General features: G+C 69.1%; 27 protein-coding genes and 1 pseudogene. 14 read left to right on the plus strand and 14 right to left on the minus strand.

Annotated elements, in window-relative coordinates:
• Positions 1-5 precede the first annotated feature (5 nt).
• From NI25_RS07460 to NI25_RS07475, 4 genes are all read right to left on the minus strand, one after another.
• Positions 6-677, minus strand: coding sequence for a DsbA family protein (locus NI25_RS07460; protein ID WP_061441677.1), 672 nt, complete (start codon positions 675-677; stop codon positions 6-8).
• Positions 674-2,716, minus strand: a complete 2,043-nt coding sequence (locus NI25_RS07465; protein WP_148315107.1) for a cytochrome c oxidase assembly protein — start codon at positions 2,714-2,716, stop codon at positions 674-676. The genes NI25_RS07460 and NI25_RS07465 overlap by 4 nt, the downstream gene beginning before the upstream one ends.
• Positions 2,706-3,311 (minus strand): copper resistance CopC family protein, encoded by a 606-nt coding sequence (locus NI25_RS07470; RefSeq protein WP_061441679.1) that lies wholly within the window; start codon positions 3,309-3,311, stop codon positions 2,706-2,708. The genes NI25_RS07465 and NI25_RS07470 overlap by 11 nt, the downstream gene beginning before the upstream one ends.
• A gap of 87 nt (positions 3,312-3,398) precedes the next feature.
• Positions 3,399-4,076 carry a hypothetical protein gene (locus tag NI25_RS07475; protein WP_061441680.1) on the minus strand — a complete coding sequence of 226 codons (678 nt, stop codon included), beginning with the start codon at positions 4,074-4,076 and terminating at the stop codon, positions 3,399-3,401.
• Positions 4,077-4,350: 274 nt separating this feature from the next.
• Here NI25_RS07475 and NI25_RS07480 point away from each other — a divergent pair, with 274 nt between their 5' ends.
• A complete protein-coding gene (locus NI25_RS07480) occupies positions 4,351-5,262 on the plus strand; it encodes a cation diffusion facilitator family transporter (RefSeq protein WP_061441681.1) in 912 nt (303 codons plus the stop codon).
• A gap of 100 nt (positions 5,263-5,362) precedes the next feature.
• Here NI25_RS07480 and NI25_RS07485 read toward each other — a convergent pair whose 3' ends face one another.
• Together NI25_RS07485 and NI25_RS07490 are read right to left on the minus strand one after the other, a co-directional pair.
• Entirely contained in the window at positions 5,363-6,001 is a 639-nt protein-coding gene (locus NI25_RS07485) for a DUF305 domain-containing protein (RefSeq protein WP_107071650.1), read from the minus strand.
• Entirely contained in the window at positions 5,998-6,645 is a 648-nt protein-coding gene (locus tag NI25_RS07490; RefSeq protein WP_061441683.1) for a DUF3105 domain-containing protein, read from the minus strand. Before NI25_RS07490 ends, NI25_RS07485 begins: the two co-directional genes overlap by 4 nt.
• Positions 6,646-7,317: 672 nt before the next feature.
• On the opposite strand from NI25_RS07490, the gene NI25_RS07495 reads away from it, so the two are divergent.
• Genes NI25_RS07495 through NI25_RS07505 form a run of 3 tightly spaced genes read left to right on the plus strand, consistent with a single transcriptional unit; the run spans position 7,318 to position 9,022 of the window.
• A complete protein-coding gene (locus NI25_RS07495) occupies positions 7,318-7,653 on the plus strand; it encodes an ArsR/SmtB family transcription factor (protein WP_061441684.1) in 336 nt (111 codons plus the stop codon).
• A complete protein-coding gene (locus tag NI25_RS07500; protein ID WP_061441685.1) occupies positions 7,653-8,411 on the plus strand; it encodes a cation transporter in 759 nt (252 codons plus the stop codon). Before NI25_RS07495 ends, NI25_RS07500 begins: the two co-directional genes overlap by 1 nt.
• Positions 8,408-9,022: a methyltransferase family protein gene (locus NI25_RS07505; RefSeq protein ID WP_061441686.1), complete on the plus strand. Its 615-nt coding sequence runs from the start codon at positions 8,408-8,410 to the stop codon at positions 9,020-9,022. Before NI25_RS07500 ends, NI25_RS07505 begins: the two co-directional genes overlap by 4 nt.
• Before the next feature lie 41 nt (positions 9,023-9,063).
• Here the strand turns inward: NI25_RS07505 and NI25_RS07510 are convergent, their stop codons facing one another.
• From NI25_RS07510 to NI25_RS07520, 3 genes are read right to left on the minus strand one after another with little or no spacing between them, the layout of a single operon-like run.
• Positions 9,064-10,272 (minus strand): MFS transporter, encoded by a 1,209-nt coding sequence (locus NI25_RS07510; RefSeq protein ID WP_061441687.1) that lies wholly within the window; start codon positions 10,270-10,272, stop codon positions 9,064-9,066.
• Between the two features lie 7 nt (positions 10,273-10,279).
• A complete protein-coding gene (locus tag NI25_RS07515) occupies positions 10,280-10,717 on the minus strand; it encodes an ArsI/CadI family heavy metal resistance metalloenzyme (protein ID WP_061441688.1) in 438 nt (145 codons plus the stop codon).
• 29 nt (positions 10,718-10,746) lie between these two features.
• Positions 10,747-12,123 carry an NAD(P)-binding domain-containing protein gene (locus NI25_RS07520; protein ID WP_181849372.1) on the minus strand — a complete coding sequence of 459 codons (1,377 nt, stop codon included), beginning with the start codon at positions 12,121-12,123 and terminating at the stop codon, positions 10,747-10,749.
• Positions 12,124-12,251: 128 nt separating this feature from the next.
• Between NI25_RS07520 and NI25_RS07525 the strand changes: the two genes are divergently transcribed.
• Complete coding sequence (locus tag NI25_RS07525; RefSeq protein WP_061441689.1) at positions 12,252-13,307, plus strand: flavin-containing monooxygenase; 1,056 nt, start codon at positions 12,252-12,254, stop codon at positions 13,305-13,307.
• Between the two features lie 39 nt (positions 13,308-13,346).
• Positions 13,347-13,718, plus strand: coding sequence for an ArsR/SmtB family transcription factor (locus NI25_RS07530; protein ID WP_061441690.1), 372 nt, complete (start codon positions 13,347-13,349; stop codon positions 13,716-13,718).
• A gap of 10 nt (positions 13,719-13,728) precedes the next feature.
• On the opposite strand, the gene NI25_RS07535 is transcribed toward NI25_RS07530, so the two are convergent.
• From NI25_RS07535 to NI25_RS07545, 4 genes are read right to left on the minus strand one after another with little or no spacing between them, the layout of a single operon-like run.
• Positions 13,729-14,793, minus strand: a complete 1,065-nt coding sequence (locus tag NI25_RS07535; RefSeq protein ID WP_061441691.1) for an ArsO family NAD(P)H-dependent flavin-containing monooxygenase — start codon at positions 14,791-14,793, stop codon at positions 13,729-13,731.
• Positions 14,790-14,993 (minus strand): DUF2180 family protein, encoded by a 204-nt coding sequence (locus NI25_RS40740; RefSeq protein ID WP_078884541.1) that lies wholly within the window; start codon positions 14,991-14,993, stop codon positions 14,790-14,792. Before NI25_RS40740 ends, NI25_RS07535 begins: the two co-directional genes overlap by 4 nt.
• A complete protein-coding gene (arsB, locus tag NI25_RS07540) occupies positions 14,993-16,102 on the minus strand; it encodes an ACR3 family arsenite efflux transporter (RefSeq protein ID WP_061441692.1) in 1,110 nt (369 codons plus the stop codon). Before arsB ends, NI25_RS40740 begins: the two co-directional genes overlap by 1 nt.
• Complete coding sequence (locus NI25_RS07545) at positions 16,099-16,407, minus strand: ArsR/SmtB family transcription factor (RefSeq protein WP_061441693.1); 309 nt, start codon at positions 16,405-16,407, stop codon at positions 16,099-16,101. Before NI25_RS07545 ends, arsB begins: the two co-directional genes overlap by 4 nt.
• 92 nt (positions 16,408-16,499) lie before the next feature.
• On the opposite strand from NI25_RS07545, the gene NI25_RS07550 reads away from it, so the two are divergent.
• The 6 genes from NI25_RS07550 to NI25_RS37330 all read left to right on the plus strand — a co-directional run bounded on the left by NI25_RS07550 (position 16,500) and on the right by NI25_RS37330 (position 23,002).
• The gene (locus tag NI25_RS07550) at positions 16,500-16,913 is read left to right on the plus strand and encodes an arsenate reductase ArsC (RefSeq protein ID WP_061441694.1); all 414 of its coding nucleotides are present in this window, start codon (positions 16,500-16,502) and stop codon (positions 16,911-16,913) included.
• Positions 16,910-17,890, plus strand: coding sequence for a thioredoxin-disulfide reductase (trxB, locus tag NI25_RS07555; protein ID WP_061441695.1), 981 nt, complete (start codon positions 16,910-16,912; stop codon positions 17,888-17,890). The genes NI25_RS07550 and trxB overlap by 4 nt, the downstream gene beginning before the upstream one ends.
• A 35-nt stretch (positions 17,891-17,925) precedes the next feature.
• Entirely contained in the window at positions 17,926-18,249 is a 324-nt protein-coding gene (trxA, locus tag NI25_RS07560) for a thioredoxin (RefSeq protein ID WP_061441696.1), read from the plus strand.
• Between the two features lie 443 nt (positions 18,250-18,692).
• A complete protein-coding gene (locus NI25_RS07565; protein ID WP_061441697.1) occupies positions 18,693-19,676 on the plus strand; it encodes an AAA family ATPase in 984 nt (327 codons plus the stop codon).
• Complete coding sequence (locus NI25_RS07570) at positions 19,669-22,317, plus strand: S8 family peptidase (RefSeq protein ID WP_078884542.1); 2,649 nt, start codon at positions 19,669-19,671, stop codon at positions 22,315-22,317. Before NI25_RS07565 ends, NI25_RS07570 begins: the two co-directional genes overlap by 8 nt.
• A gap of 409 nt (positions 22,318-22,726) precedes the next feature.
• A complete protein-coding gene (locus NI25_RS37330) occupies positions 22,727-23,002 on the plus strand; it encodes a helix-turn-helix domain-containing protein (protein WP_078884543.1) in 276 nt (91 codons plus the stop codon).
• Positions 23,003-23,303: 301 nt separating this feature from the next.
• Here NI25_RS37330 and NI25_RS07575 read toward each other — a convergent pair whose 3' ends face one another.
• Positions 23,304-24,404 (minus strand): IS110 family transposase, encoded by a 1,101-nt coding sequence (locus tag NI25_RS07575; RefSeq protein WP_061441699.1) that lies wholly within the window; start codon positions 24,402-24,404, stop codon positions 23,304-23,306.
• A 917-nt stretch (positions 24,405-25,321) separates the two neighbouring features.
• Between NI25_RS07575 and NI25_RS40745 the strand changes: the two are divergent.
• Both NI25_RS40745 and NI25_RS07580 read left to right on the plus strand, forming a co-directional pair.
• Positions 25,322-25,524, plus strand: a pseudogene (locus NI25_RS40745) (hypothetical protein); the annotation flags it as partial.
• Positions 25,525-25,915: 391 nt separating this feature from the next.
• Positions 25,916-26,854, plus strand: coding sequence for a DUF1963 domain-containing protein (locus NI25_RS07580; RefSeq protein WP_061441700.1), 939 nt, complete (start codon positions 25,916-25,918; stop codon positions 26,852-26,854).
• Positions 26,855-26,862 lie beyond the last annotated feature (8 nt).

The raw sequence follows: 26,862 nt of genomic DNA on the forward strand, positions 1-26,862 counted from the left end.
CCTGATCAGTCGGACAGTCGCTCATCGATGAGGGCCTTGAACTGCTCGTAGGAGGCGGGGTTGGGGATCTTGCGGCCGTCGAGGAAGAAGGTGGGCGTGCCCTGGACTCCCAGTCCGAGGCCGTCGCGCTGGTCGGCCTGGACACGTGCCGCGGTCTTCGGGTCGGCCAGGTCCGCGTCGAACTTCTTCATGTCGAGGCCGAGTTCCTCGGCGTAACCGCGGAAGACGTCCTCCTTCGACTCCTGGGCCTCGCCCCATTCCTTCTGGGTGGTGAAGAGCTTGGTGTACATCTCCTCGAACTTGCCCTGCCGAGCTGCCGCTTCCACGGTGCGGGCGGAGAGTTCGCCGTTGCGGTGGCCGGGCATCGGGAAGTAGCGGGCGACGAAGGTGACCCGGTCTCCATACTCCTCACGGAGCTTCTCGACGACCGGGAAGTAGGCGCCGCACGCCTCGCACTCGAAGTCCAGGAACTCCACGAGGGTCAGTTCGCTGTTGGCCGGGTCGGTGAGCCGGTGGCTGGATTCCCGTACCGGCATGGCCTCGGCGGCCGGCTGGACGTCCAGGCCGCCGTTTCCGCGCCGGTTGTCGGGAGAGAGCAGCAGGTAGGAGCCGATCGCGGCGGCGAAGCCCGCCACGAGCACGGCGGCGACGATCAGGTGCTTGGTCAGCCTCTTCATGTTTCCTTCTTCGCGGTCTCGGGTGCGGCCGTGCGCCGGTCACGGGCGTGGAGGCCAGCCAGGTAGGCGTTGTAGGCGGCGAGGGGGTCGTTGCCGTCGCCGCGTTCGATCTGGCGGTCCACGCGGCGGGCTTCGCGCAGGTCCGCCCGGATCCACTGGATCGCCAGGATGATCGTGGTGATCAGAACGGGGATGTCACCGGTGGCCCAGGCGATGGCACCGGCGTCGTACTGGTCGTCCATCGGCTCCTCGACCCAGGGCCGGTCGAGCAGGGACCACCAGCCCTCTCCGATCAGGGCGCTGGAGCTCATCAGCGAGATGCTGAACCAGGAGTGGAACGGCATCGTGAGGATCAGCACGAACAGGCGGCCCAGGTGGGGCGGGCGGCGCGGCCCGGGGTCGACGCCGATGATCACCCAGAAGAAGAGCAGGCCGACCGCGAGGAAGTGCACCATCATGAACAGGTGTCCGAGGTGGCTGCCCATCAGCGTCTCGAAGAGCGAGGTGTAGTAGACGACGAAGGCGCTGCCGATGAACAGCAGGCTCGCCACCACCGGGTTCGAAAGGAGCCGCACGTAGCGGCTGTGCAGCAGCTTGAGCAGCATCTCGCGGGGCCCGTCCGGCTCCCCCTTGGGCGCGGCAGGAAAGGCGCGGAGGGCAAGGGTGGCGGGGGCGCCCAGCACGAGCAGGATGGGCACGGTCATCGCAAGGATCATGTGCTGGCCCATGTGCACGCTGAACAGCACCTTGCCGTACACCGCCAGGCCGCTCATCGTCGTCAGCACGGTGACCGCCAGGCCCAGCAGCCAGGAGATCGTCCGTCCGACGGGCCATCGGTCGCCGCGGGCGCGCAGCTTGCGCACACCGTTCAGGTACAGCAGCGCGGCAGCTGCCGTGCCGAAGGCGAACAGCGGGTCGAAGTGCCATTGGGTGAACAATGGCGTCCAGGGGAAGTCGCCAAGTTCGGGCGGCATGGGAAAGCCCAGCAGTTCCTCGGTCGGGGAGACCGAGGTGTCGGGGCCGGGTGCCAGGGTGCGCGACAGGCCGACGGCGAGTCCCATCGCCGCCGCCATGAGCAGCAGTTCACCGATCGCGAGCTGGACAAACGCTCGCCGTCTGCCGGTTCGCAGCGTCGGCAGGGTGCGGCGGCGGTGCCACCAGCCGATGCCGCCCAGCGCGGCGAGGGCCACCGTCTTGGCGATGACCATCAGCCCGTACGCGCTGGTGAAGAGGGTCTCCGGGGAAGGCAGCCGGACCACGGCGTTGACGATTCCGGAGGCCGCGACCGCGAGCAGGGCCCAGGCGGCGAGCGGGCTGAAGCGGCGGGCCGCGTCCGCCGCCTCCTCCTCGCGCCTGGCGGCCACGACCAGGACGAAGAGGAGTCCGCCGACCCAGACCGCGATGCCCAGCAGGTGCAGGGCCAGGCTGGTGACCGCGGCGTCGTGATTGCCGGAGGCCGCCGAGTGCCCGCTGAACGCCGGCGGCAGCAGCCCCGCCAGGGCCACGACGAACGCCAGACGGGCCCAGCGAGCCGTCGTGACTCCCACGCAGAAGGTCGCGGTCGCCGCCCCTGCACCGATCATGAGCGCGTACGAGCGTCCCTGCGCGTCCGTGGCGACGAAGTCCGCCAGCATCGCTGCGGACAGGACATTGCCGACCGGTTGCGCGAAGAGGTCGGCCAGTGTGAACACCATGGCCAGGGCCGCCGCGACAGTCCACGACGCGGCCGCCGCACCGGCCCACGTCAGGTAGCGGAGCTGGGTCGCCGTGAGTCTGCGGCCACCTGGCAGAAGCACGACCACAAGCAGCAGCGCGCCCACGGTGGCCACCGCTCCGACGTCCGTGAGGGTCCGTGCCACCGGCAGCCCCCATACGGTGACCGTGCCCGCATCCGGCAGACCGGGGACCGAGGTGCTTGCTCCTCCCCCGGCCTGCACCATGGCCAGGGCCACAGCGACCGCGCAGACCGTCGCACCGGCCAGCACGAGGGGAAGCCGGGACAGGCGCCGTACCCCGCCCGGCTTTGCCTCAGTCGCCACGGCCGGCCCGCCGCCGACGGCGTACCGCGAAGACGGTTGCACCGGCAGCCACCGCCAGGGCGCCCCCAGTGGCCAGGACAGGCGCGCTCACGCCGGAGGACGCGGGCTCGGCGGTCTGCGCCGACGCGGAAGCCGTCGGCGCCGCGGCACCCGAGGACGGTGCAGGTCCCCCCGTCGCCGGTGCCGAGGGCTGCGCAGTGTCAGTCGGTTTGACGGTGAAGGTGTACGAACCGGAGACCGGGTGGCCGTCGGCGGACACCACGCGGTAGCCCACGGTGTAGCCGCCGGCAGGCGCGTCCGTCCGCAGGGCGAGCGTCACGGTCTTGCCGTCGACCTGTGGGTTGCCGGTGGCGACGGACGAGCCGTCGGCGCCGGTCACGGCTACCTTGGCGTACTTCTCGGTCATTTCGTCGGTGAACGTGAGCGTGGCGCGGGGCGGCAGCCCGGCCAGCACGGCATTCGCTGCAGGGCTGCCGCTCTCCAGTTCCGTGTGGGCAGCGGCCTGCGGAGCCGTGACCGCCAGGGCCGCGAGGGCGGCCGGTACGACGAGGACGCGTGCCGCCGCGCGCGCGGCACGCCGGTTGATGACAGGCATGATGTGGGACTTTCTGTCGTCCCCCGGCGAGGCGAACCGCCGGGACAGGAGGAGCCGGCCCGCCGGGCGGTCCCCGTGTCACACCCGTCAGGGCAGGACCAGGCCGCCGATCAGCATCGGCCGGAAGGAAGCGAAGGGGGCACACTGGCCCGAAGGCGGCGCACGACCCTCCCCACGTCGGGCCAGGACGACAGACCGCAAGGGTGACGTGCTCACACAGGCGGCGACCTGCGGCCCCGAGCCGTGCACACGGCCGAGTACGGTCCAGACGAACAGCAGCAGCCTGCGAACGACGGCCACCAGCGACTTGCTCTGCCACAGCAGCCGCTCGGTGACCCCGAGCAGGCGGGCGGCGATGATCACGGTGACCAGATGTCCGGCCATCAGCACACCTGTCGGCGGCCCGCCATCGGCACCGTGCTCGACCAGGGCGGACAACCCGAGTGGCGCCTCCTGCCGTCCCGTCCCCGTCATCGCCTGGCAGGCACCCGGCAATGAGTAGGCAAGGTGCGAGGCAATCTGTGCGGCCAGCAGGACGCCGATCACCTGGGCGTCGGTGAGTCGGCGCCGCGTCAACAGGACCGCGCCGGGCACCGCCACCACAGCGACCGCCGCGGCGATGACCCACCGTGGCGCGTGGCACTGGTTCAGTGCGTGTCCGGCCAGCGGCAGCAGGACACACAGCACGGCCAGCGCCCCGGCCCGCAGGCCGCGCAGCGCACCGGACGCCGGGGAGGCGGAGCCGGTGGCGGAGAGCGGTCGCATAGGCGGGCCTTCGGAGAACGAGTCGTTCGGTCAGTGGGCGCCGGGACGGCAGCGCCCGGCGCGTCATCAATTGTCGCTGGAAGCGTACTCACCCTCGCTGAGCCGCCTCGCCTCCGGGTCGTCCCTGTCTCCGCATCATGCACGATCTCCACGTTTCCGCAGGTCAGCGTGTTGCTATCGGAGATGACAACGGTCACCGATGCAGCCTTTGCCCCTTTGGTCCAGCCTGTGCTTCCCTGCGGGTGACAGCGCCGGAACGGGAGGGGAAACGATCATGGGCGGGCACAGTCACAACCATGGGGTGGGCGAGCACGCGGCGGGACGGCACCGATGGCGACTCGCCGTGTCCTTCGGGCTGGTCGGTTCGTACTTCGTCGTCGAACTGGCCTACGGGCTGCTGTCGGGTTCGCTGGCGCTGTTGTCGGACGCCGGGCATATGGCAGCGGACGTGGTGGCGCTGGGGGCGGCACTGGTCGCCACGCGCATAGCCCCCCGGCCCGACACCACCGGCCGCCGCACCTACGGCTCCTACCGGGCGGAGGTGTTCGCCTCCCTACTGTCCGTGCTGCTCATGTCCGGCGTCTCGGTGTACGTGGTCGTCGAAGCCGTGGGCCGCATCGGAGCCTCAGCCGAAATCGCCCCCGGTCCCATGCTGGTCGTGGGCGGCATCGGTCTAGCCGTCAACCTTGTGGCGCTGTTTCTTCTGCGCTCCGGCGCGTCCGAGAGCCTGAACGTCAAGGGTGCCTACCTGGAGGTCGTGGCCGACACCGCCGGATCAGTCGGCGTGATCCTGGCGGGCTGGCTGGTCGCCGCGACCGGCCAGCCGCTGTGGGACACCCTGGTCGCCCTCGCCATCGGCGGCTTCGTCGCCGTGCGCGCCGTAGCACTGGGCCGCGAGGTCTTCGCCGTGCTCGGGCAGCACGCCCCGGCGGGTGTGGACCCGGCGACCGTGGCCGACGACCTGGCGGCCGTCAACGGCGTCAAGGACGTCCACGACCTGCACCTATGGACACTCACCTCCGGCATGCACGTGGCCACCGCCCACCTGGTGACCGCCGACCCCGCCGAGGGGCACGCGGTCCTGGACCAGGCCCGCGACCTGCTGCGCGACCGTCACGGCGTCGCCCACGCGACACTCCAGGTCGAGCCGGTCGATCACACGGGATGCGAAAAGGTCGGCTGGTAGGTCCAGCCCCGGGGCGCCTGACCCGCTTCCGCGTCTTCACCCGCTTCCGGCAACTCGCCGGCGTGATGCCCGGCCAGGGCCGTCCCTAGCCGGGCATCACTCAGGCCCCTGCTGTCGCACCCCGCTGGGCGAGCATGTCGGCCATCAGGTCGATCTCGGCCTGCTGCCCATCGACCATGGTTCGGGCCAGCCGTACGAGTGTGCCGTCGTCGGCCATTCTCACCGCACCTCGGGCCATGTCGACACCGCCCCGATGATGGGCGGTCATCAGCCGCAGGTACAGCACCTCGGCATCCTCACCCTCAGCCTCGCGCAACTGATCCAGCTGCGTGTTCGTGGCCATGCCGGGCATGAGCGAGCCATCCTTCGCCTCGTGCATCGAGCCGTGCCCCATCCAGGCCATCGGCGCGTCGGCGGACGACTTGTTCAGCCCCCATGTCTCCAGCCGGCCGAGCAGCATGCCCCGCTGGTTGGCCTGGGTGTTGATGATGTCGTAGGCGAGCCTGCGCACGTCCTCGTCGTCGGTGCGGTCGCGGACGATGAACGACATCTCCACGGCTTGCTGATGGTGGACCGCCATGTCCCGCGCGAAGCCGGCCTCGACGGAACGCTCGCCCGGTGAGGCGGCGTTGGCCGTGCCCTCCGTCGTGCGCCACCACACGGCGAGACCGACGAGGACGGCCACGAGCATGGCGACGACGACTGCAACGGGCAGGCGGCGGGTAGCCGCGCCGGTCATGCGGAGGTCCCTCCCGTGCAAGCCGCACCCGGCTCGGGGGTCTGCACGCCCTGCACATACTTGTCAAGGAACTTCCCCACACGCGGGTCGTCCGCGGAGTCGACGCTCAGTTGCTTGCCCCAGGCCGACAGCATTATCGGCGAGGACTGGTCGGCGTAGGGACTCATCAGCGTGTAGGGAGTCTTCGCGACGCGGTCCTTGAGCGTCTTCACGTCCTTGTCCCCGGCCTTGTCGTTGTACGTGACCCAGACCGCGCCGTGCTCCAGGGAATGCACGGCGTTCGTCTCACCGATCTCCTTGTCGTAGACGTCGCCGTTGCAGTTCATCCAGGCTTGGTTGTGGTCACCGCCGACGGCCGGAGACATCTTGTAGTCGACCGGGGTGGTGACGTGGTTGCGGCCCAGGTCCTTGAAACTCTTCTCGCCCGCCACCGGCTTGGCGGCGGCCGCCGCTTCCGCCTCGTCCCGCTTGTTCGTCCGGTCGATGAAGTACCAGCTCGCGCCTACCACTCCGACCACGACAAGCGCGCTGCAGGTCCAGGTGATGATGCGGTTGCGCCGCTCTCGCGCCGCCTCGGCGCGGCGCATCTCCTCCAACTTCGCGCGACGGGTGGCGCGCTGTTCCTTGGCTCGGGAAGATCCCATGGCATGTCCTTGTCCTCACCGCGGACACAGGGAGCGGTGATGCGATTCAGGCAGTGAATATGACCTGCACACCCGGAGAGCCGGGGGCAGAGAGGCCGACAGGCACGGCGCCGACGGGGGCCGCGCGGTGGGCTTCCTAGGTCAGCTGAATCTGCAATTGGTGGAGACCCGGGGCTAGGACCAGGACCTCCGGTGCTGCGCGAGCCGGCGGTGAGTCCGACGTGAAGGCAGGGCCGGCGATGGCCGTCACTCGATGAGACGGAGCGGGCAAGGAAGAAGTAGGGCCCGTCACGGCCTCGGCGGCCGGGCGGCAGTGGGCGTCATCGGGCGCGTGTTCCCGGTCAGGACAATCATGGTCGGCGATCGTCCGTGCCGCAGCGGGGGAACCGTCTACGCCGACGAGAGCAGAGACTGCGGACGCCCGGGGGGCCGGGCCGTCGGTGTGCGCGCACACCGGCAGGACCCACGCCAGAACAGCGAACAGAGCGCCCCAGCGCAGCAGTCGAAGCGGGGCCACTCGGCTGGCCGCGCCTCGGAAGTCCCCATGCCGGTTACTCACGGCCCGATCGTAGCCAAGGCACGCGGCCCTCGGGGAGCAGGAGATCGAGAACGATTCAGAGACGGCTACAGTTCAGGCTTTCCTGAATCCACAGTCTTCTGTATCGTCAAAACATGCTGTCCATCGCCACCGACATCGACGCCCTGGCACGCTTCGGCCGCGCGCTCGCCGACCCGATCCGCTGTCGCATCCTGCTCGCCCTGAGCAAAGCGCCCGCCCATCCGGCCGACTTGGCCGAGCAACTGGAGATCTCGCGCACCCGGCTCTCAAACCACCTCGCGTGCCTGCGCGACTGCGGCATCGTCGTCGCCGTGCCCGAAGGCCGACGGGTGCGCTACGAACTGGCCGACCCGCGCCTCGGCCATGCCCTGGACGACCTGCGCGGCGCGGTCCTGGCCGTCGAGGCCGACCGCACCTGCCTGGAGGCCGACCAGAAGGGCTGCTGCTGATGGCCACGGCAATATCCCTCGGGCCGGCTCCCGAGCGCCGTGCCCGCCTGACCCGACGAGTACGGCTATTGGTCAGCGCCACCATCGTCTACAACGTCATTGAGGCGATCGTCGCGATCACTGCGGGCAGCCTTGCCTCCTCGACGGCCCTGATCGGCTTCGGGCTTGACTCCGTCGTCGAGGTCTCCTCCGCCGCGGCCGTCGCCTGGCAATTCTCCGCCGCCGACCACACCGTGCGCGAGGCACGCGAGAAGACCGCGCTGCGCATCATCGCCGTCTCCTTCTTCGCGCTCGCCGCCTATGTCACCGTTGATTCCGTTCGAGCCCTCACCGGCACGGGTGAGGCCGAGCATTCCACGCCCGGTATCGTGCTCGCCGCTCTCTCGCTGATCATCATGCCGTTCCTCTCCAGCGCCCAGCGCCGCGCCGGACGCGAACTGGGGCCGGCCTCAGCCGTCGCCGACTCGAAGCAGACTCTGCTGTGCACGTATCTCTCGGGCGTTCTGCTGACCGGGTTGCTCGCCAACTCCCTGCTCGGATGGTCCTGGGCGGACCCGATCGCGGCTCTCGTCATCGCCGCCGTAGCGGTCAAGGAAGGCCGGGAGGCGTGGCGTGGAGACGACTGCTGCGCGGTTCCGGCCGGCGCTCTTCCAAAGGCGGGTCCTGACGGGGCTGCCATACGCACGACGCCTGATGGGTGCGGCTGCGGTCCGGGCTACGCCTGCTGCGGAACTCAGGAGGAGGCGAGCGGCGGATGACCGGTTGGGCGTGGGCGGCACTCGGCCTGTACCTGGTATGGCTGGTGGCGGCGTTCGGCGTCCGCTCGCTGGTTCAGCGCCGCCTGACGGGCGACACCGGTTTCCGCGGCCTGTCCGGAAGTGCTGGATCAGCGGCCTGGTGGGCGGGGGTGCTCTTCGTGGTCGCGCTGCTCGGCGCCGTCGCCGCACCCCTTGCGGCCCTTGCCGGCCTGCCGGGTGTCGTCGAGGACGCTTCGGTGGTGTACGGCGTCGGCACGGCGATCACCATCGTCGGCATCCTGGGCACCCTGGTCGCGCAGAGGGCGATGGGTACTTCGTGGCGCGTCGGCGTGGACGCCGACGAGCGCACCGAACTCGTCACAAACGGGGCCTTCGCGTACGTGCGCAATCCCATCTTCACCGCGATGGCCTTCACCGGCCTCGGACTGACCCTCATGGTGCCCAACGCTGTCGCGCTGATCGCGCTTGCGGCACTGGCCGTTGCTGTCGAACTGCAGGTGCGGGTCGTCGAGGAGCCCTACCTCCGCCGCACCCACGGCGACGCCTACGTCTCCTACGCACGGCGGAGCGGGCGCTTCGTTCCGAAGGTCGGACTCATCAACCCGAAGTGAACGAGCAACTCCGTGCAGAGCGCCCCCGTCCCAAGCACCGATCAGCGCCTGCTGGAAACCGCCGCCAACAGGCCGGCACCCAGTGATACTCCCGCCAGGACCCAGAAGAGGGCGGGATACCCGCCGAGGGCTGCCGCGAGGGCGGCGCCGGCGAAGGGGGCGAGGGCGCCGGCGATCGTGACCGGTGCGGCGAGGAGACCGGACAGCGTGCCGTAGTGGGTGGCGCCCCAGCGTTCGGTGACCGCGGTGGCCTGGAGCAGCGTGAGGTTTCCCCTGACCATGCCGGCGATGACGGACAGTAGGACCAGGAGCGGGTACGGGCCAGGCGTCACCGCGAGGGACTCGGTGGTTGCGCCGCCGGCCACGATCAGGGCGACCGTGCGTGTGGTGACCGAGGTGCGGCGCACCAGGGCGGAGTAGAGAGCACGGCCGAGCGTCTGGCCTGCGCCGCCCAGCCCGAGGGCCCACGCGGCTGCCGTGGCACTCATGCCTCGCTCGGTCAGCAGTGGGACGAGTGCGATGACGACGGCGAACGTGGCGAAGCCGTTGAGAGTGAGCGCGGCTGCCAGCGTCAGGAACGGGCGGCTGCGAGCGACCGTTTTGCTGTCGCCGGCGTGTTGCTTGGTGTGGGTGGGCAGGGGCGGCCATGGGGCACGCAGCGCCAGGGCGTGTGCGGGGACGGTGACGAGCGCGAGGATCAGGGCGAGGAGTGCGTAGGTGTGTCGCCAGCTGAGGTGCTCGGCCAGCGCGGCCGTGAGAGGTGCGAAGACCGTCGAGGCCAGGCCGCCGGCCAATGTGACCACGGTGAGCGCGCGGACTCGGTCCTCGCCCCACCAGCGGGCGACGGCGGCGAAGGCGGGCTGGTAGAAGGTCGCTGCCATGGCCAGGCCCGCCAGCAGCCAGGCAGCCGTGAATACGGCCAGGTTGGGGGCGTAGGCGAGGGCGAGCACGGCGGTGACGCCGAGAATCGAGCCCACGGTCATGACCGTACGGGGACCACGGCGGTCGAGGATGCGGCCGACGGGTATGCCTGCGAGTGCAGAAACGATCAGTGCGGCTGAGAAGGCACCGGTGGTGGTGGTGGCCGACCAGCCGGTGTCGGCGGTGATCCGCGGGTTCAGGACGGGGAAGGCGTAGTAGACGATTCCCCAGCTGGTGATCTGGGTGGCGCACAGGGCCGGCAGGGCGGCGCGAGGCCGTGACCGGTCCCCTCTTCCGGTCACGGCCTCACTGGTGGGCAGGTGGGTCATCGGCGGATCAGCAGCATCCGGCGGCGTCAGCCGCTTCCTCGGCGTCGGCAGGGCCAGCGCTCTGCTTGGTCAGGGTGTCGGCGTCGCCCTTGACCACGTAGACCTCCCAGGGCTCCTGGCCGGGGCCGTGGACCCAGACCTTGTCCTGCAGGGCGTAGCAGCAGGCCGTGTCGCTCTCCTCGGCCGTCACCAGCCCCGCTGCGCTCAGCCGGGTGGTGGCCGCGTGGACGGCTTGCGTGCTGCCGACCTCGACACCGAGGTGGTCCATGCGGGTCGCCGCGTCCGCCTCGCCTTCGATCAGGACGAGCTTGAGCGGGGGCTCGGTGATGGCGAAGTTGGCGTAGCCGTCGCGGAGTTTGGCGGGCTCGACACCGAAGAGTTTCGTGTAGAAGGCGACGGACGCGGAGAGATCCGGTACTCGTAGGGCGAGTTGCACGCGGGACATGGTGAACCTCCTGGGGACGGGTCGGTGTGTCAGCAGCCGCCGGAGGCGGCCGGGGCACCGACACCGATCTGCAGGGTGGCGGGGGCGGCGCAGCAACCTCCGCCTTCGCCGCTCTGCTCGGCTTCCCGCTCGTCGAACAGGCCAGCGCCGCCGCATACGCCGGTCTCCGGCAGGGTCAGCTCGACGCGTTCAGCGGCCTCGTGGTCTCCGGCGAGGGCGGCCGTAATGGAGCGGACCTGCTCGTAGCCGGTCATGGCGAGGAAGGTTGGGGCGCGGCCGTAGGACTTCATGCCGACCAGGTAGACGTCCTGCTCCGGGTGGGAGAGCTCCTTGACGCCGTGCGGGTAGACGGTGCCGCAGGAGTGGACGTTCGGGTCGATCAGCGGGGCGAGTGCGGTCGGGGCCTGGAGGCGCTCGTCGAGGCCGAGACGGAGCTCGGAGACGAAGGAGAGGTCGGGGCGGAAGCCGGTCAGGACGATGACCTCGTCGACCGGGTCCAGACGGCGGCCGTCCTCGGCGACCAGGACCAGCCGGTCGCCGTCCCGTTCGACCGCTTCCGTACGGAAACCGGTGACGGCGCTCGCGTGCCCCTTCTCCACCGCCGCCTTGGCACGCAGGCCGAGTGCGCCGCGGGCCGGGAGCTGGTCGGCCTCGCCGCCGCCGTACGTGGCCTCGCCGATGCCCCGGCGCAGGATCCAGACCGCGTGCGTGTCCGCCTCTTCCCCGGCCAGGTCGGCGAGCAAGGCGAGGGCGGTGAAGGCGGAGGCACCGGAGCCGACGACCGCCGTGCGCTTGCCGGCGTAGCGGCCTCGGACGGCCGGGTCCGTCAGGTCGGGGACGCGGTAGGTGATGTGCTCGGCCGTCTTCTTCTCGCCGAGGGCGGGGATGCCGTTTGCGCCCATCGGGCTGGGCACGGACCAGGTGCCGGAGGCGTCGATGACGGCGCGGGCGGTGATCCGCTCCTCGCCGCCGTCCGCCGTCTCAATGTGCACGGTGAAGGGCTGCTCCTCGCGGCCGGAGTCGACGATCCGGTCGCGGCCGGCGCGGGCCACGCCCGTGACGGTGGCTCCGTAGCGGACCTTGTCGCCGAGGACGTCGGCGAGCGGCTGGAGGTAGCGCTCGGCCCAGTCGCCGCCGGTCGGGTACGTCGCCCCTTCGGGGCGGACCCAGCCGGTCGGGGCGAGCAGCTTCTCGGCGGCCGGGTCGGTGACCTCGGCCCAGGTCGAGAACAGGCGGACGTGCGCCCACTCGCGCACGGCGGTGGCAGCGGAGTGGCCGGCCTCCAGCACCAGGGGCTCGATGCCGCGCTCGACGAGGTGCGCGGCTGCGGCCAGGCCGACGGGGCCGGCGCCGATGACCACGACGGGCTGCTGGTGGTCGGTGGTGGACACGCTGGTGTTGGACACGGCGACGACACTCCCTTTTGCTTCGACATCTGTCGATCCCTTGCGAGATCAGCATGACACCTGATTCGATGGACGTCAACATAGACATTCATCGAAACCGCAGATCTGAGTAACCCGAGGGAGTAGGCATGGAACACGTCGACGTGGTGGTCATCGGTGGAGGTCAGTCCGGACTGGCCGCCGCGCACGCCCTGCGCGAGCAGGGTCTGGCACCGGTGATCCTGGAGGTGTCCGAGCAGCCGGCGGGGTCGTGGCCGCGCTACTACGACAGCCTCACCCTCTTCTCCCCCGCGGCCCGCAGCTCCCTGCCGGGTCTGCCGTTCGGCGGCGACCCGGACCGTTACCCGCACCGGGACGAGGTCGTCGCCTACCTGCTGCGTTACGCCGAACGCCTGGACGCCGACGTCCGCACCGGCACGCGCGTGCAGGAGGTGAGCATGAGCGACGGAGCCTTCAGCCTCACCCTGGAAACCGGCGACCGTATGACGGCCCGGGGTGTCGTGGCCGCCTCCGGAACCTTCGGCCGGCCTCACCGTCCTGCTCTCCCTGGGCTGGACGACTTCACGGGCACCGTGCTACACACCGCCGAGTACAGGAGGCCAGAGCCACTAGCCGGGCAGCGGGTGGTGGTCGTCGGGGCCGGCAACTCGGCGACGCAGATCGCCGCCGAGCTGGCCGCACACGCCCGGGTGACGCTCGCGGCCCGGCATCCGGTGCGGTTCGCCCGGCAGCGCCCGCTGGGCCGGGACCTGCACTGGTGGCTGCAGCGGACAGGGCTCGACACCCTGCCGGTGGGCAGGTTCCTGCGCACGCCGCCGACACAGTTGGTGATCGACGACGGCCGCTACCGTGCCGCGGTCGCAGCCGGCGCCCCCGACCTGCGCCCGGTGTTCAGCGCGATCGACGGCACGAAGGCGACATGGACCGACGGCGCCACCGAGGAGATCGACACGATCGTCCTGGCCACCGGCTATCGACCCGACCTCGGCTATCTGCGCCCGCTCGGCGCCCTCGACGCCGACGGCCACCCGCGCCACCGGGAGGGGCTGTCGACCACCCATCCCGGACTGGCGTACGTCGGCCTGGAATGGCAGCGCAGCCTCTCCTCGAACACCCTGCGCGGGGTCGGCAGGGACGCCGCCCGGGTCGTCCGGCGCCTCATCGCCCACCTCGGCGCCCGCTGACTCTGGCCGCTCTAGTTCGACGTGTGTCAACATAGACGTATGTCGAACGTCAGGGCACTGCCGCTTCTGGACCGATCCGAGGCCCCCGCCGCCGCGGTGGTGCCGTGCTGCCCGCCACTGAGCGAGCGCCCCTTCACCGCCGAGGAGGCCGAGCGGACCGCCCGCATGTTCAAGGCCCTCGGCGACCCGGTGCGGCTGCGGCTGTTCTCGGCCGTCGCCTCCCACGAGGGCGGCGAGGCGTGCGTGTGCGACATCTCCGACGTCGGCGTCTCCCAGCCGACCGTCTCCCACCACCTGAAGAAGCTCAAGGAAGCCGGCCTGCTCACGTCCGAGCGGCGCGGCACCTGGGTCTACTACCGGGTCGAGCCGTCGGTGCTGGCGGCGATGGGACAGCTGCTGGCCGTTCGGTAGCGCACGCGGATCACCTTTCGCTGTCGAGAAGCCCGGCGATTTCCCGCGCCGCGTCGCGGGCCGGCCGTCCGACGCCGATGAGCGTGGCGGAGGCGGGGCCCGTCCAGTCTCCGTATCCGAGGAGGTGCAGCCGCGGGTCCGCCACTGCGCGCGTGCCCTGGGTGGGGATGTGGCCGCGCGGGCCGCGCAGGCCGAGGGGGGACAGGTGTGAGAGGGCAGGTCGGAAGCCGGTGCACCAGATCACCGCGTCGGCGGGCGCGCGCGTGCCGTCGGCCCAGGCGACGCCATCGCGGTCGAGGCGGGTGAACATGGGCGACGCTTTGAGCCGCCCGGCGTCACGGGCCTCGCGCACGGGCGGTACGGCGACGATGTCCCCCAGCGAGGCGACGCCGCCGGTGTCAGTGCGGCCCTCGTCGAGGGCGCGGCGTCGGGCGGTGGCCGCGTCGAACAGGGCGCGGCCGTCGATGTCGTCGGCGAGGTACCGGGGCGGACGCTGGGTCACCCAGGTCAGTTCGGTGTCGTGGACGAGGTCGGCGGCGATCTGCGCGCCGGAGTTGCCGCCCCCGACGACGATCACGCGTTGGCCCGCGAAGTCCTGCGGTCCGCGGTAGGAGACGGTGTGCAGCTGCCTGCCCCCGAAGTCCCCGCGGCCGGGGACGGCGGGGAGGAAGGGACGCCACCACGTACCGGTCGCGCTGATCACCGCACGGGCGTGCCACGCGCCGGACTCGGTCTCCACTCGCAGCAGCCGTCCGTCCTCGTGCACGCCGATCACCCGGACCGGTCGCTGCACGGGGAGGTCGTACCGCTTCTCGTAGTCGCTCAGGTAGTCCACCACGTGCCCGGCCTCCGGGTACTCCTGACCCGGCTGCGGTGGCATGAGGCACCCCGGGAGCGAGGAGAAGGCGGCCGGGGAGAACAGGTGGAGCGAGTCCCAGGTGTGCTGCCAGGCACCGCCCGGGGTGGCCTGGGCGTCGAGGACGACGAAGTCCAGGCCCTGGCGGCGCAGGTGGTAGCCGGCGGCGAGCCCTGCCTGGCCGCCGCCGATCACCACTACGTCGGTGTGCTGTGTCATGCCGCCTGTGCCGCCGCACACGTGGTGCACCGGATGGTGCGCGCCGCCGTGACCTCAGCGGGTCGTCCGAGGAGGGGTCCTCCCCGCACGCCGCGCGGGGTGACGCGCGTGTGCTCGTGGCAGACGGCGGCTCCGCAGCCGTGGCAGACGCCGACGGCCGTGCTGGTCGTTCCCTGTGCGCGGCAGTCCAGGCAGTGCATCAGTGGCCCCTGCCCTCAGTGGTCAGAGCGGACGGGGCGAACTTCTTGCGCCAGGCCAGGGACACGTAGACGAGGCCGATCAGTACGGGCACCTCGATGAGCGGTCCCACGACGCCGGAGAGGGCCTGGCCGGAGGTGACGCCGAAGGTGGCGATGGCGACGGCGATGGCCAGCTCGAAATTGTTGCCCGCGGCGGTGAAGGCGAGGGTGGCCGTGCGGTCGTAGGCGAGACCGATCGCCTTGCCCAGCAGGAAGGTCCCGGCCCACATCACGGCGAAGTACACCAGCAGCGGCAGCGCGATGCGGGCGACGTCGAAGGGCTGCGAGGTGATGGTCCTGCCCTGCAGGGCGAAGAGGATGACGATCGTGAACAGCAGGCCGTAGAGCGCCCACGGGCCGATCTTCGGCAGGAACTTGGACTCGTACTTCTCTCGGCCGAGCTTCTTCTCGCCGATGCGGCGGGTGAGGAACCCGGCGAGCAGTGGGACGCCGAGGAAGATGACGACGTTGAGGGCGATCTTCCACATGGAGATGTCCAGGTGCTCGCCGTCGCCGAGGCCCAGCCAGCCGGGCAGCAGGTCGAGGTAGAACCAGCCGAGCAGGCCGAACGCCAGGACCTGGAAGACCGAGTTCAGCGCGACGAGTACGGCCGCGGCCTCACGGTCGCCGCAGGCGAGGTCGTTCCAGATGATGACCATCGCGATGCAGCGGGCGAGCCCGACGATGATCAGGCCGGTGCGGTACTCGGGCAGGTCCGGCAGGAAGATCCACGCGAGCGCGAACATCACCGCCGGTCCGACGATCCAGTTGATCACCAGCGACGAGGCCATGAGCCTGCGGTCGCCTGTGACGGCGTCGAGCTTGTCGTAACGGACCTTGGCCAGGACCGGATACATCATGATCAGCAGGCCGATGGCGATCGGCAGGGAGATGCCGCCGATCTCGACCTTGGCGAGGGCGTCGTTCAGGCCCGGGATGGCTCGGCCCAGGCCGAGGCCGACGGCCATGGCGATGAGGATCCAGACGGCGAGGAAGCGGTCGAGCGTCGACAGCTTCGCGACGACGGAGGACTCCTCGGTGGTCGTCGCGGGCGCTTCGGTGCGGGTCACGGACAGGCCCTCTTGTTCTCGGCGGCGGTGCGGGCGGACTCGGCCAGGTCGGCGAACTGGCCGGCGAGCGAGGCGATGACGTCCGGGCGGACCTTGTAGTACGTGTAACGGCCGCACGGCTCCGTCTCGACGACACCGGCCTCGCGCAGCACTCTCAAGTGGTTGGAGAGGTTGGTCTGCCGGGCACCCGTCTCCTCCACGAGGTGGGTGGTGCACAGCGTCTCTTTGGCGAGCAGGGTCACGATCTGCAACCTGAGCGGGTCCGCCAGAACCCGGATCAGGTCAGTGTCGACTGACGTCATCATGTACTGATACTCTCACATCAGTGGTGGCTGACACCACCGGGTGCTGACGTCACGTGCGCCTGATGTCGTCGCGAGACAAGAGAGACCTCCTGATGTCCGACAAGCCCTCCGTGCTGTTCGTCTGTGTCCACAACGCTGGCCGCTCGCAGATGGCCGCCGCGTGGCTGACCCACCTGGCCGGGGACCGCGTCGAGGTCCGTTCCGCCGGCTCCAACCCGGGCGAGAACGTCAACCCCGCCGCCGTGGAAGCGATGCGCGAGGTCGGCATCGACATCTCCGCCGAGGTGCCCAAGATGCTGACCGTGGACGCGGTCAAGGAGTCCGACGTCTGTATCACCATGGGCTGCGGCGACACCTGCCCGGTCTTCCCCGGCAAGCGGTACCTGGACTGGCAGCTGGAGGACCCGGCGGGCCAGGGCGTCGAGGCCGTCCGCCCCATCCGCGACGAGATCAAGGTGCTGGTCGAGGGCCTGATCAAGGAGATCGCCCCGGAGCCGCAGGCATGAGCACCACCGCGGACATACGCAACGTCATCATCATCGGGTCGGGGCCGGCGGGTTACACCGCCGCGCTCTACACCGCCCGCGCCAGTCTGAACCCCCTCGTCTTCGGCGGCGCGATCTTCGTCGGCGGCTCGCTCACGACCACGACCGAGGTCGAGAACTTCCCCGGCTTTCCCGACGGGGTCCAGGGTCCCGAGCTCATGGAGAACATGCGGGCCCAGGCCGAGAGGTTCGGCGCCGAGATGATCGACGACGACATCGTCGCCGTCGACCTGACCGGTGACATCAAGACCGTCACCGACACCGCCGGTACCGTCCACCGCGCGAAGACGGTGATCGTCGCCACGGGTTCCGGCTACCGCAAGCTCGGCCCGCCCAAGGAGGACGAGCTGTCCGGGCGGGGTGTGTCCTGGTGCGCGACCTGCGACGGCTTCTTCTTCCGGGACCGGGACATCGTGGTCGTCGGCGGCGGCGACACCGCCATGGAGGAGGCCACCTTCCTCACCCGCTTCGCCCGGTCGGTGACCGTCGTGCACCGGCGCTCCACTCTGCGTGCCTCCCAGGTCATGCAGAACCGCGCTTTCTCCGACGACAAGATCTCCTTCGCCTTCGACAGCGAGGTCGCCGCGCTCCACGAGGAGAACGGCATGCTGGCCGGCATGACGCTGCGCGACACCCTGACCGGCGAGACGCGTGAGCTGGCCGCGACCGGCCTGTTCATCGCCATCGGCCACGACCCGCGCACCGAGCTCTTCAAGGGCCAGCTGGACCTCGACTCCGAGGGGTACCTGAAGGTCGAGTCGCCCTCGACGCGCACGAACGTCCCGGGCGTCTTCGGCGCCGGCGACGTCGTCGACCACACCTACCGCCAGGCCATCACTGCGGCCGGCTCCGGCTGCGCCGCGGCGCTCGACGCCGAGCGGTATCTCGCGGCCCTGTCCGACGCGCCCGTGCCCGCCGAGGTCGTCGCGGTCGCCTGACGGCAGCCCGTTCCACCCCGTACGAGGAGACCCACATGGCCCTCAAGAACGTCACCGACGACTCCTTCGACCAGGACGTCCTCCAGAGCGACAAGCCCGTGCTCGTCGATTTCTGGGCAGCCTGGTGCGGCCCGTGCCGCCAGCTCGCCCCCTCCCTGGAGGCGATCGCGGCCGAGCACGGCGACGCGATCGAGATCGTGAAGCTCAACATCGACGAGAACCCGGACACCGCCGCCAAGTACGGCGTGATGTCCATCCCGACGATGAACGTCTACAAGGGCGGCGAAGTCGTCCAGACGATCGTCGGCGCCAAGCCGAAGGCCGCGCTGGAGCGTGAGCTGGCCGACCACCTTGGCTGAACGGCGAAGGCAAGGAGTCTGCCTCGTCGAGGACCAGCCCCGTGCGACGCACGGCGGCTCTGACTCGCCCGGTACGGCGGCTGCATCCGGTCGAGACCTACGGCGGCACGGAAGAAGCGGCGCCCAGTAGGCACAGCCGCCGGGTCGAGGACCGCGCGCACCTTGTTCAGACCGTCGTAGTTTCACCGAGTTTATTCACCGGCTACCGGATGAAGGCGACACCGTTTTCTCGGTCGGGAAGCTCCACGTCGGTCATGATCTTCAGGTAGTGGCCCGCGGCCGCTTGTCGGACTCGGCGTCTTTCTGGGCTCTCAGACAACCGGCCGATCCCGGCAGCAACCGGTCCGCCCGGGCCGTACGATGCAGACGCTGGTGCTTCCACCGGCTCCTGGGTACAGATCCAGCGGTCCTCATTGACAGCGGCAGGGAAGGGTGACAGGCGTATGGCAGCGAACGCCGACCACCTGAAGGCCCTGGTGCGCGCGCACGCCTCAGCGGACGACGATCTTTTCTACAGCGTCGCCTTGCAGGTGGCGGCAAAGTCGGCGCGCCAGGGCCAGGGGAAGTTCGCTGTGGAGCTGAGGGAACTCGTCGAGGCCGCCCGAACAAAGCAGAGCAGAACTGGTGGCCGCGCTGCCACTCCAGTAGTGCAGCCCCGGGGCGAGCTGTCGAGTCTACTGACCGCGGGCTATCCCGACATCCAGCTCGACGACATGACCCTTGACTCGGAACTACGCGCATCGCTGGACCGGGTGCTGCACGAACAGCGGCAACGCGCCCGTCTGGAGCGTTTCGGTTTCACCCCCGTGCACCGGATCCTGCTGTCCGGCCCCCCAGGAACCGGCAAGAGCATGACCGCCGCCGCCCTAGCCGGTGAGCTGAAGCTGCCGTTGTTCACCATCCGTCTAGACGGGTTGATCAGCCGGTTCATGGGTGAGACTGCGGCCAAGCTCCGCCTGGTCTTCGACGCCGTCGCCCAGACGAGAGCGGTATACCTCTTCGATGAGTTCGACGCTCTGGGGGCGGAGCGGGCCGCGGGCAACGACGTCGGTGAAGCCCGGAGAATCCTGAACTCGTTCCTGCTGTTCCTGGACGAAGCCCCCTCGGAAAGCCTGGTCGTGGCGGGTACCAATCATCACCAGCTTCTGGACCGGGCGCTGTTCCGCCGCTTCGACATGATCGCCACCTATGGTCCGCCTACCGCCGAAGAAGCCGTGCAGGTGATACAGCGACGGCTAGCCGGAATGGACACAGGGACAGTACGGTGGGACGCCGTGACAGACAGTGCATGCGGGTTGAGCCATGCGGAGCTGGTCAAAGCGGCAGAAGCCGCCGCCAAGCGGGCCATCCTGACCGACCGGGACGTGGTGGACGAACAGCTGCTGCTGGCAGCGCTGGCCGAGCGGCACGCGTCCCACCATGCCTGAGCCCACCCCTCCCGCGAGAGCGACGCCGCACCTGGTGGTGCCCTGGCGGGCCACGACGCTGACACCGCGCTCCGAGCCTGCTGGCGGGGGCGGGCCGAGCTTGGTCCGGCGCGAAGACCGCCATGGGCATGTCGCTGCGCTGGTGGGCGGCCTGGAGACGGCCGAACGGGAGTCGGCACAGCTCGCCCAGGAGATACCCGCCGCCTTCCAGCCGGACGGTTTTGCGGTGCGGATCGAGGCGGCCCCTGACCACCTTCTGGTGCTGGAGCGTCTGGACGGCTCGGGCCTGACCCTTATGAGCAGCCACCCGCAGACAGACGACGGTCCGCAGGATGCTGTGGTGTGGATCCCCTTCCACAAGGTCGCCTCGTTCACGCAGCGGATCAATGCCTTCACCGAAGACACCGACGCAGGTAACCCCAAGCAGGCCCCGCTGGTGGCCAACATGGAGCAGATCCGCCGAGCGCTGCTGGAGCACCTCTGGCAGGAGCGGCAGGGCCTGCCACCTTTGGACGAGGAGCGATGGTGGGAGCTGTGGTTCGATCCACGGATCTCGCCGACGGATCCGGTCACCGCCTTGAAAGCGCTGGCCGCCGAGCGACAGTGGCGCATCAGCGAACGGGCGATCCATGTGGGCGAGCGTCTCGTCGCGCATGTCGCGACGACCGGCGAAGAGCTAACGGTGCTGCTGGCTACGAACGCCTGTCCTGCCGAGATCCGCAGGCCGACCTTCGCCGAGGGCCTGTACGCCGTCGACCGCGCGTTTCGCGTGGACCTCGTCGAAGAGCTCGCCGAGCGCATACAGCCGGCGGATCCACAGGCCCCAGCGGTGTGCATCCTGGACACGGGCATAGCCCAGGAGCACGCGCTACTCAAGCCCGCGCTGCACGAGCGCGCCTACACAGTACTGCCGGGCAGTACGCCGGCCGATCGCACCGGGCACGGTACACAGATGGCCGGACTCGCTCTCTTCGGTGACTTCGCTGCCGCACTTGAGTCAAACGGCCCGGTAGTTCTCGGCCACGGCCTGGAGTCCGTGAAGATTCTTGACGACAACCACACACCGGCCACGTCCCCACGGACCTGCGCCGAGACCACCGCGAACGCAGTAGCGACCGCCGAGATCGGCAACGGGGGTCCCATTCCGTCCGGCCGGGTCTTCTCCATGGCTGTCACCCGGCAGTCCGGCCACGGTGAGAACGGCGTCGACGGAACGGCGACCTTGTGGTCGGCCACCCTGGACGCTCTAGCGGCTGGTACGGACGTAAACGTGCGGGACGACCGCATCGAACTCATCGGAGCGCCGGAGCCGGACGCATCACGGCTGATCATCGTCAGCGCCGGCAACATTCGCGGCGCCGTGCCCCAGCAAATGCGCACCGAGGAGGGGGCACTCGACCCTCTGCTGCTCTCCGACCTGTCGCGCATCGAGGAACCCGCCCAGGCACACAACGTTCTCACCGTCGGCGCCTGCACGCACCTGGACGCCGTCCCCAACATCCCCGTATTCCGCGGGTACCGACCGCTGGTCGCCCCAGGCAGCCTTTCACCGTTCAGCCGGACCTCGGTGGCACTCACCAACGCAGCTGTCACCAAGCCCGACATCGTCCTGGAGGGTGGCAACTTGCTCGTCGCCCCGGACGACAGCTACCTGGATGAGCATGAACTGGTAAGCGTGGCGACCACCCACCACGATCCCGCGAGGCAGTTGGCCTGGACGAACGCCACGAGCGCCGCCACCGCTCAGGCGGCTGCACTGGCCGCAACGGCGATGAGCGCCTACCCCGGACTGCGGCCGGAAGCGGTCCGCGCGCTCCTGGTACACGAAGCCCAGTGGACCCCGGCCATGGTCGAGCAGGGCCTGTTCAAGAGGACCGGAACCCCCAAACTGGCCAAGGGCGAGATCATGCGGCAGGTGATCCGCCGCTACGGCTGGGGTGTGCCCACCGCCGAGCGCATCCGCAGCAGCGCCGCCAACGCCGTCACGATGATCGTTCAAGACGCCCTGGTGCCCCTCAAACGACTCAAGGGCGGGCAGGTCCGACTGGCCGAACTCAAGCTCCATGAGCTGCCGTGGCCGCTTGAACAGTTGCGTGAACTGGCCGACACACCCGTGGACCTGCGCGTGACCCTCGCGTACATGATCGAACCCAACCCCGGCCGGCGCGGCATGCTCGGCCGCTACAGCTACGCCTCACACGGCCTTCGCTTCGCCATCAAGGGCCCCACCGAGTCCAGTGACGCCTTCCAACGCAGACTGGCCGAACATGCCGAACACGAGAGCGACGGACTCGGCAACCCGAAGGCATTCGAGTCTGACATACGCTGGCTGGTCGGCCCCCGGTTCCGCAACCTCGGCTCCCTGCATGCGGATATCTGGCGCGGAACAGCCACCGAACTCGCCGACTGTGGCGCCCTCGCGGTCTATCCCGTCGGCGGTTGGTGGAAGGCAAACAAACGGAGCGACCGGATCGGCCTGCCCGTCAGCTACGCCCTTCTGATCTCACTGCGCACCCCAGAGGTCACCACAGACCTGTACACCCCTATTGCTACTCAGCTCGGCGTGCCCATCGAGGTCGCCCCGGCCATCCAAACTGAAACCACCGACGGCATCCCAATTCAGATGGAGTTCGGTTGGTGAGTCATCCGGGCTGGCCTGTGAGTCCGACAGCAGGCGCGAACTTGTCGTAGCAGACCGTCCGAGTTCCACCGCTAATACCGCCGAGCCGCAGCCTGGCACGAGTCGCGAGCTCCGACCCGGCCGCCGAGGCGCTGGAAACAGGCGTGTTCGCGTTGCATCCCGGCCGACTGATGCCGTCCGTCGCAGTGCTGAGGAGTATCGCGATGTCCTGAACGCTGGCCGCTCCGCCCAGCGTTGTGCTTCACACCATTAGACGGGGCCTCTATTGGGATGCGGGGCAACATAGCTCCGAATCGCCGGTTAGCCAAACCGGCAATGGCGCGGATTCTTGGTGGTAGCCGCGACCACCCGCGGCGGGGGCCCTCCGTACACACGGACGACACCCGCCGCCAAGACCGAAGAAGCTGGAATGCCCACGGAGATCGACGGGACACTGAGTCCTCGCTACAGCCCTACCTACATCAGCGCCACCTGGGACGGAACGGGAAGCGTGGAGGATGCATCAAGGGCGCTAGGATTCTCACGAGCAAAGGGCTACGAGCTGGTCCGCAGCGGACGCTTTCCGTGCCGCGTGCTACGCATCGGCCGTAAGACGCGCGTCGTCACGGCGTCCCTGCTCCGTGTGCTCGAGAGCGGAAATCCGGAGTACAACGACGCCCGCAGCGGGTGCCACCCGACGCACTAGACAAGTCACGACGAGGTCCCGCCGGATCCCCGGTGGGGCCTCGTCGTCTCACGTCGCTGTCACGCGTCTGTCACCAACTACACCGACGTCTTCGGACCGCAAGGCCCTGACCTGCTGTTACGCACACACCGTGGACTGACGTGGACGCCCACGGACAGTCTCTACAACCTGTGCCACGTGGTACCCAGTGAGGGACCCAGGATCAGGACCGGGGCGTCTTCTGGCCCGTCAAAGCGGTATTGCAGGGTGTTCGGTGGTGTCTCACTCACGCCCCAGACCCTCTCACGTCTCACGGACGCCCCTATAACGCAGGGGTGTGGGAAACCGGTCTGACCAGGTTGAAGACCTCTCGGGCTGTATATCGCTTGAGGCATCGGACGATCTCACGTCGGGTCTTGCCCTCCTGGGTGCGGCGTTCGTAATACGCCTGGGTGCGCGGGTCGTGGCGCAGGCGGGTGAAGACAATGCGGTGCAGGGCGGCGTTGGCCTGCCGGTCGCCGCCGTAGTTGAGCCGGCGCGTTCTCCGACGCCCGGAGGAGTACTCGATGGGGCTGACTCCGCAAAGGGCAGCAAAGGACGCCTCCGTGTTCAGCCGCTCGGGATTGTCCCCCATAGTGATCAGGAGAGTGACGGCGCTGTCCGGACCGATGCCTACCGGCACGAGCAGCTGTGGAGCGTGACGTTCGACGAGCCGGGTCAGGCGTTGGTTGAGCTCATTGATCTGTCCGGTGAGCTGTTCGATGCGTTCGGCGAGCATGCGCAGCGTCATGTGGGTGGCCTGGGCCACCGCGTCCTCGTCTCCCCCACCACCATCGTGCGGGCCGAGGCGCGCACAGGTGCGGAACAGCTCGGCGTTGCCGAGGCTCGACATGCGTTCCCGCAGGGCGGGGTCGGCGATGACCAGGACGGCCTTGAGCTGGTTGATCGCCTGGGTGCGGGCCTTGACCGCGGAGTCCTTGGCGAGTTTGTAGATCCGGGCGCTGTGCACCGGACCGTCGCCGGATTTCGCCCGAGCTCGGGCGCGACCGCTGAGCACGGCTCGCGCTGCGGCCTGGGCATCGAGCGGGTCCGACTTGCCGAGCAGCCGGCGGGCCGAGCGGTCGGGCCGGTTCACTTCGAACACCTGAATCTGCTGAGCGAGCAGATAACGGGACAGGCCCGCGCCGAAGGTGCCGGTGCCCTCCACGCCGGCCTGGCGCACCGTCCCCCGCTTGCGGGCCCAGACAAGCAGTTGTCGGTAGCCGGCCGCAGTCGCGGGAAAGGACTCGGTTCCCAGGACCTTCCCGAGCGGGGAGATCACGGCGGCGACATGCACCTCGCCGTGCGTGTCCACGCCCAGGACGACCTCGCGCCGACCGAGAGGATCCGTGCTCGAGGAGGTGCTGCATTGTCGGGTCTTCATGGTGGTCGTCCTCCCACGTGATGACGTGCTGGCTGGGCGGATGGCACCGGCCTGCTCGGGCGGTCTGAACCGTGATGGCGCCTGATCGTGGCAAGGCCCCTATTGGGACACGCCCTGTGGCTCGGTGGCAGGCAGCATCCCGCGACGACAGTCGACAGGTCCGTGACTGGACACTTCGGTCATAGATCTCACGAGTCAGACCCCGTCCGGGATGTCGCTGCACAACCGTCCCATCGAACCCGGCACAGCGGCATGACTCGATCATTGCCGGATGGCTTCGCCCGAACCGATGCTCAATCTGATTAGGCGGATTGACAAGGCGTTGCCTTTCGTCCACTCCTGACCGGTATTGACGGGGAGGCGTCACGCAAGGAGGTAGTGACCTCACCGGCTACGGCAGCGGCCCCACTCCGTAATCAGCACCCCGATGGGGCCCATTCACCGCAAGGGGGCTCCTGGTTCTGGATCGACTGCGGACCCACCCACAAAAGGCGTCTGTACCTGTTGCGACCAGGCCGCTGCCCTCGTCTCGAATAGGGCACCGCCATCAGAAGGCAGCGGCGCCACACTGAGGGTCACGTCCGCTGGAGTGGTGTATCGACGGCCACTCGGTGATCTCGTGCGAGGCTATGCGGTGAGTTCGGTAGGCACGGCCGGGTCGTCGGTTTCTGACTCGATCGGGCCAGGACCGCACCGACGAGCCGGATGACGGCGGTGCGGTCGGAGAAGATGCCGACCACGTCGGTGCGGCTGGGGGCACCTCCCGCGGCGCAGCCGTGGGGGAGGATCTCCTCGTGTGCCGTTCCTGCGGGTTGTTCAACCAGATCTGTCGCTAGATCTGAAGGCCAGCAGGTCGTGCCGGGCGGCGCCCAAGTACGCACCCAAGGGCGATCCGGTCCAGGTCGAGGACCACCACTTATCTGCGCAAGTTGTGCACTATGGACATCCTCGCGAGGCGTTGGGCGACGTCCGCAGATCCTCGATCGGCAACACGGTCCGCGAGATCCGCCCCCTGCTCGCCGAAGCCGGACTCCTCCCGTCCCCGGCCAGTACCCGCTACCGATCCGCCGCTGATCTCCTCACCGCAGCACAAAACGAAGGCGCCACCCCGACAGGTTGATTCCTTACGGCTTCAGTGGGTGCGGCAGCGCTGTCAGGAGGCGCCAGGCAGGACCGCGTCGATCGCGTCCACCAGGCCGGCACGGGCGCTGGAGGCGACGAGTTGGACGCCGGACAGGCTGCGGGTGATCGTGCTGCCGCGGCCCGGATGTGGTGGGCATGATGAGACGGCCGGTTCGGCTGCTGCGCCCTCCTCCGCGGCCAGGTCCGCTTTGAGTGCCGCAATTCCTCGCCTGGTACGCCGATGGCACGGCCCTACTGGCCGACTGCCCAGCTGCCCGGATGCCAGCCGGCCGAGAGCATGCCGACGGCACCGGAAAGGTGCCTCGCACGCGGTCCGCTGACGAAGCCCGAGCGCATGGCATGTCAGTGGCAGGTGTGAGGATGACGGTATGTCATACACAGACGAGTTCCGGACTTTCGCCCGTGAACACGGCGTCTCCGACGACGCCATCACCCGCATCATGTGGTGCATGCAGCCGTCCGTACACCTGGACATGGTCGATCCGGCGGCTGTCGGCCCTCACGACATCGTGGTCGGTCACACCGGCGGCCTGCCCGAGCTGCCCACCAGTGTTCCCTGGGAGGGCGGGGAAGTCTATGTCGCCGGCCTGGACCTGGCCGCGATACCGGAGCAGCCCTTGTCCCTCAATTTTCCCCGTGAGGGACACCTGTTGTTCTTCACGAATGTCGGCTACGAGGACGACGAGTCCGCACCGGTGGTGTACGTACCGCCAGGCACCGAGACGACCGTACGACCCGCACCCGCGGGCGTCTCGGTCATTGCCCCGTACAACACGTGGACGACACAGGTCCTTAAGCGCCGGACACTGGTCTACCGCCCCGGTACATCATGGGACTCCCTGGGCTGGGCATGGGCTCCCGAGCACCAGTACGACCATCCCCGGGCTTTGATGCCTGACCTCGATGACGTCCACGAGGACGACAGGGAGACGCTCCGTCCGCTTCTGGAGGCGATCACGGAGTACGCCGAGCGAGTCGGGAGTATCCCCTTCGTGCATCGGACCTGCACCCTGCGGGGGGAGTTTTTGAGTCCTCGGGACTACTGGTGCCAGTACGGCAGGGAGTTCTTGGAGCGGTGCGAAGAAGCTGTGGTCACGCTGAGGGATACCCCGGAGAGGTTCGACGAGCTGTATGCCGAGGGTCTGGAGAAAGCGTGGTGGAAGGAGGGCGGCCCCTGGCTGAACCTCCTGGAGTTCGGCGAGTCCGAGCTGTTCGACACCGGCGACGGGGAGGTGAGTTGGATCATCCGCCGTGAGGACCTTCTGGCGCAGCGCTTCGACCGCGTCATGCAGTCCTATTACTGCTGAACATTCCC

The organism is Streptomyces sp. CCM_MD2014 (assembly GCF_000772045.1).
Lineage (GTDB): Bacteria > Actinomycetota > Actinomycetes > Streptomycetales > Streptomycetaceae > Streptomyces > Streptomyces salinarius.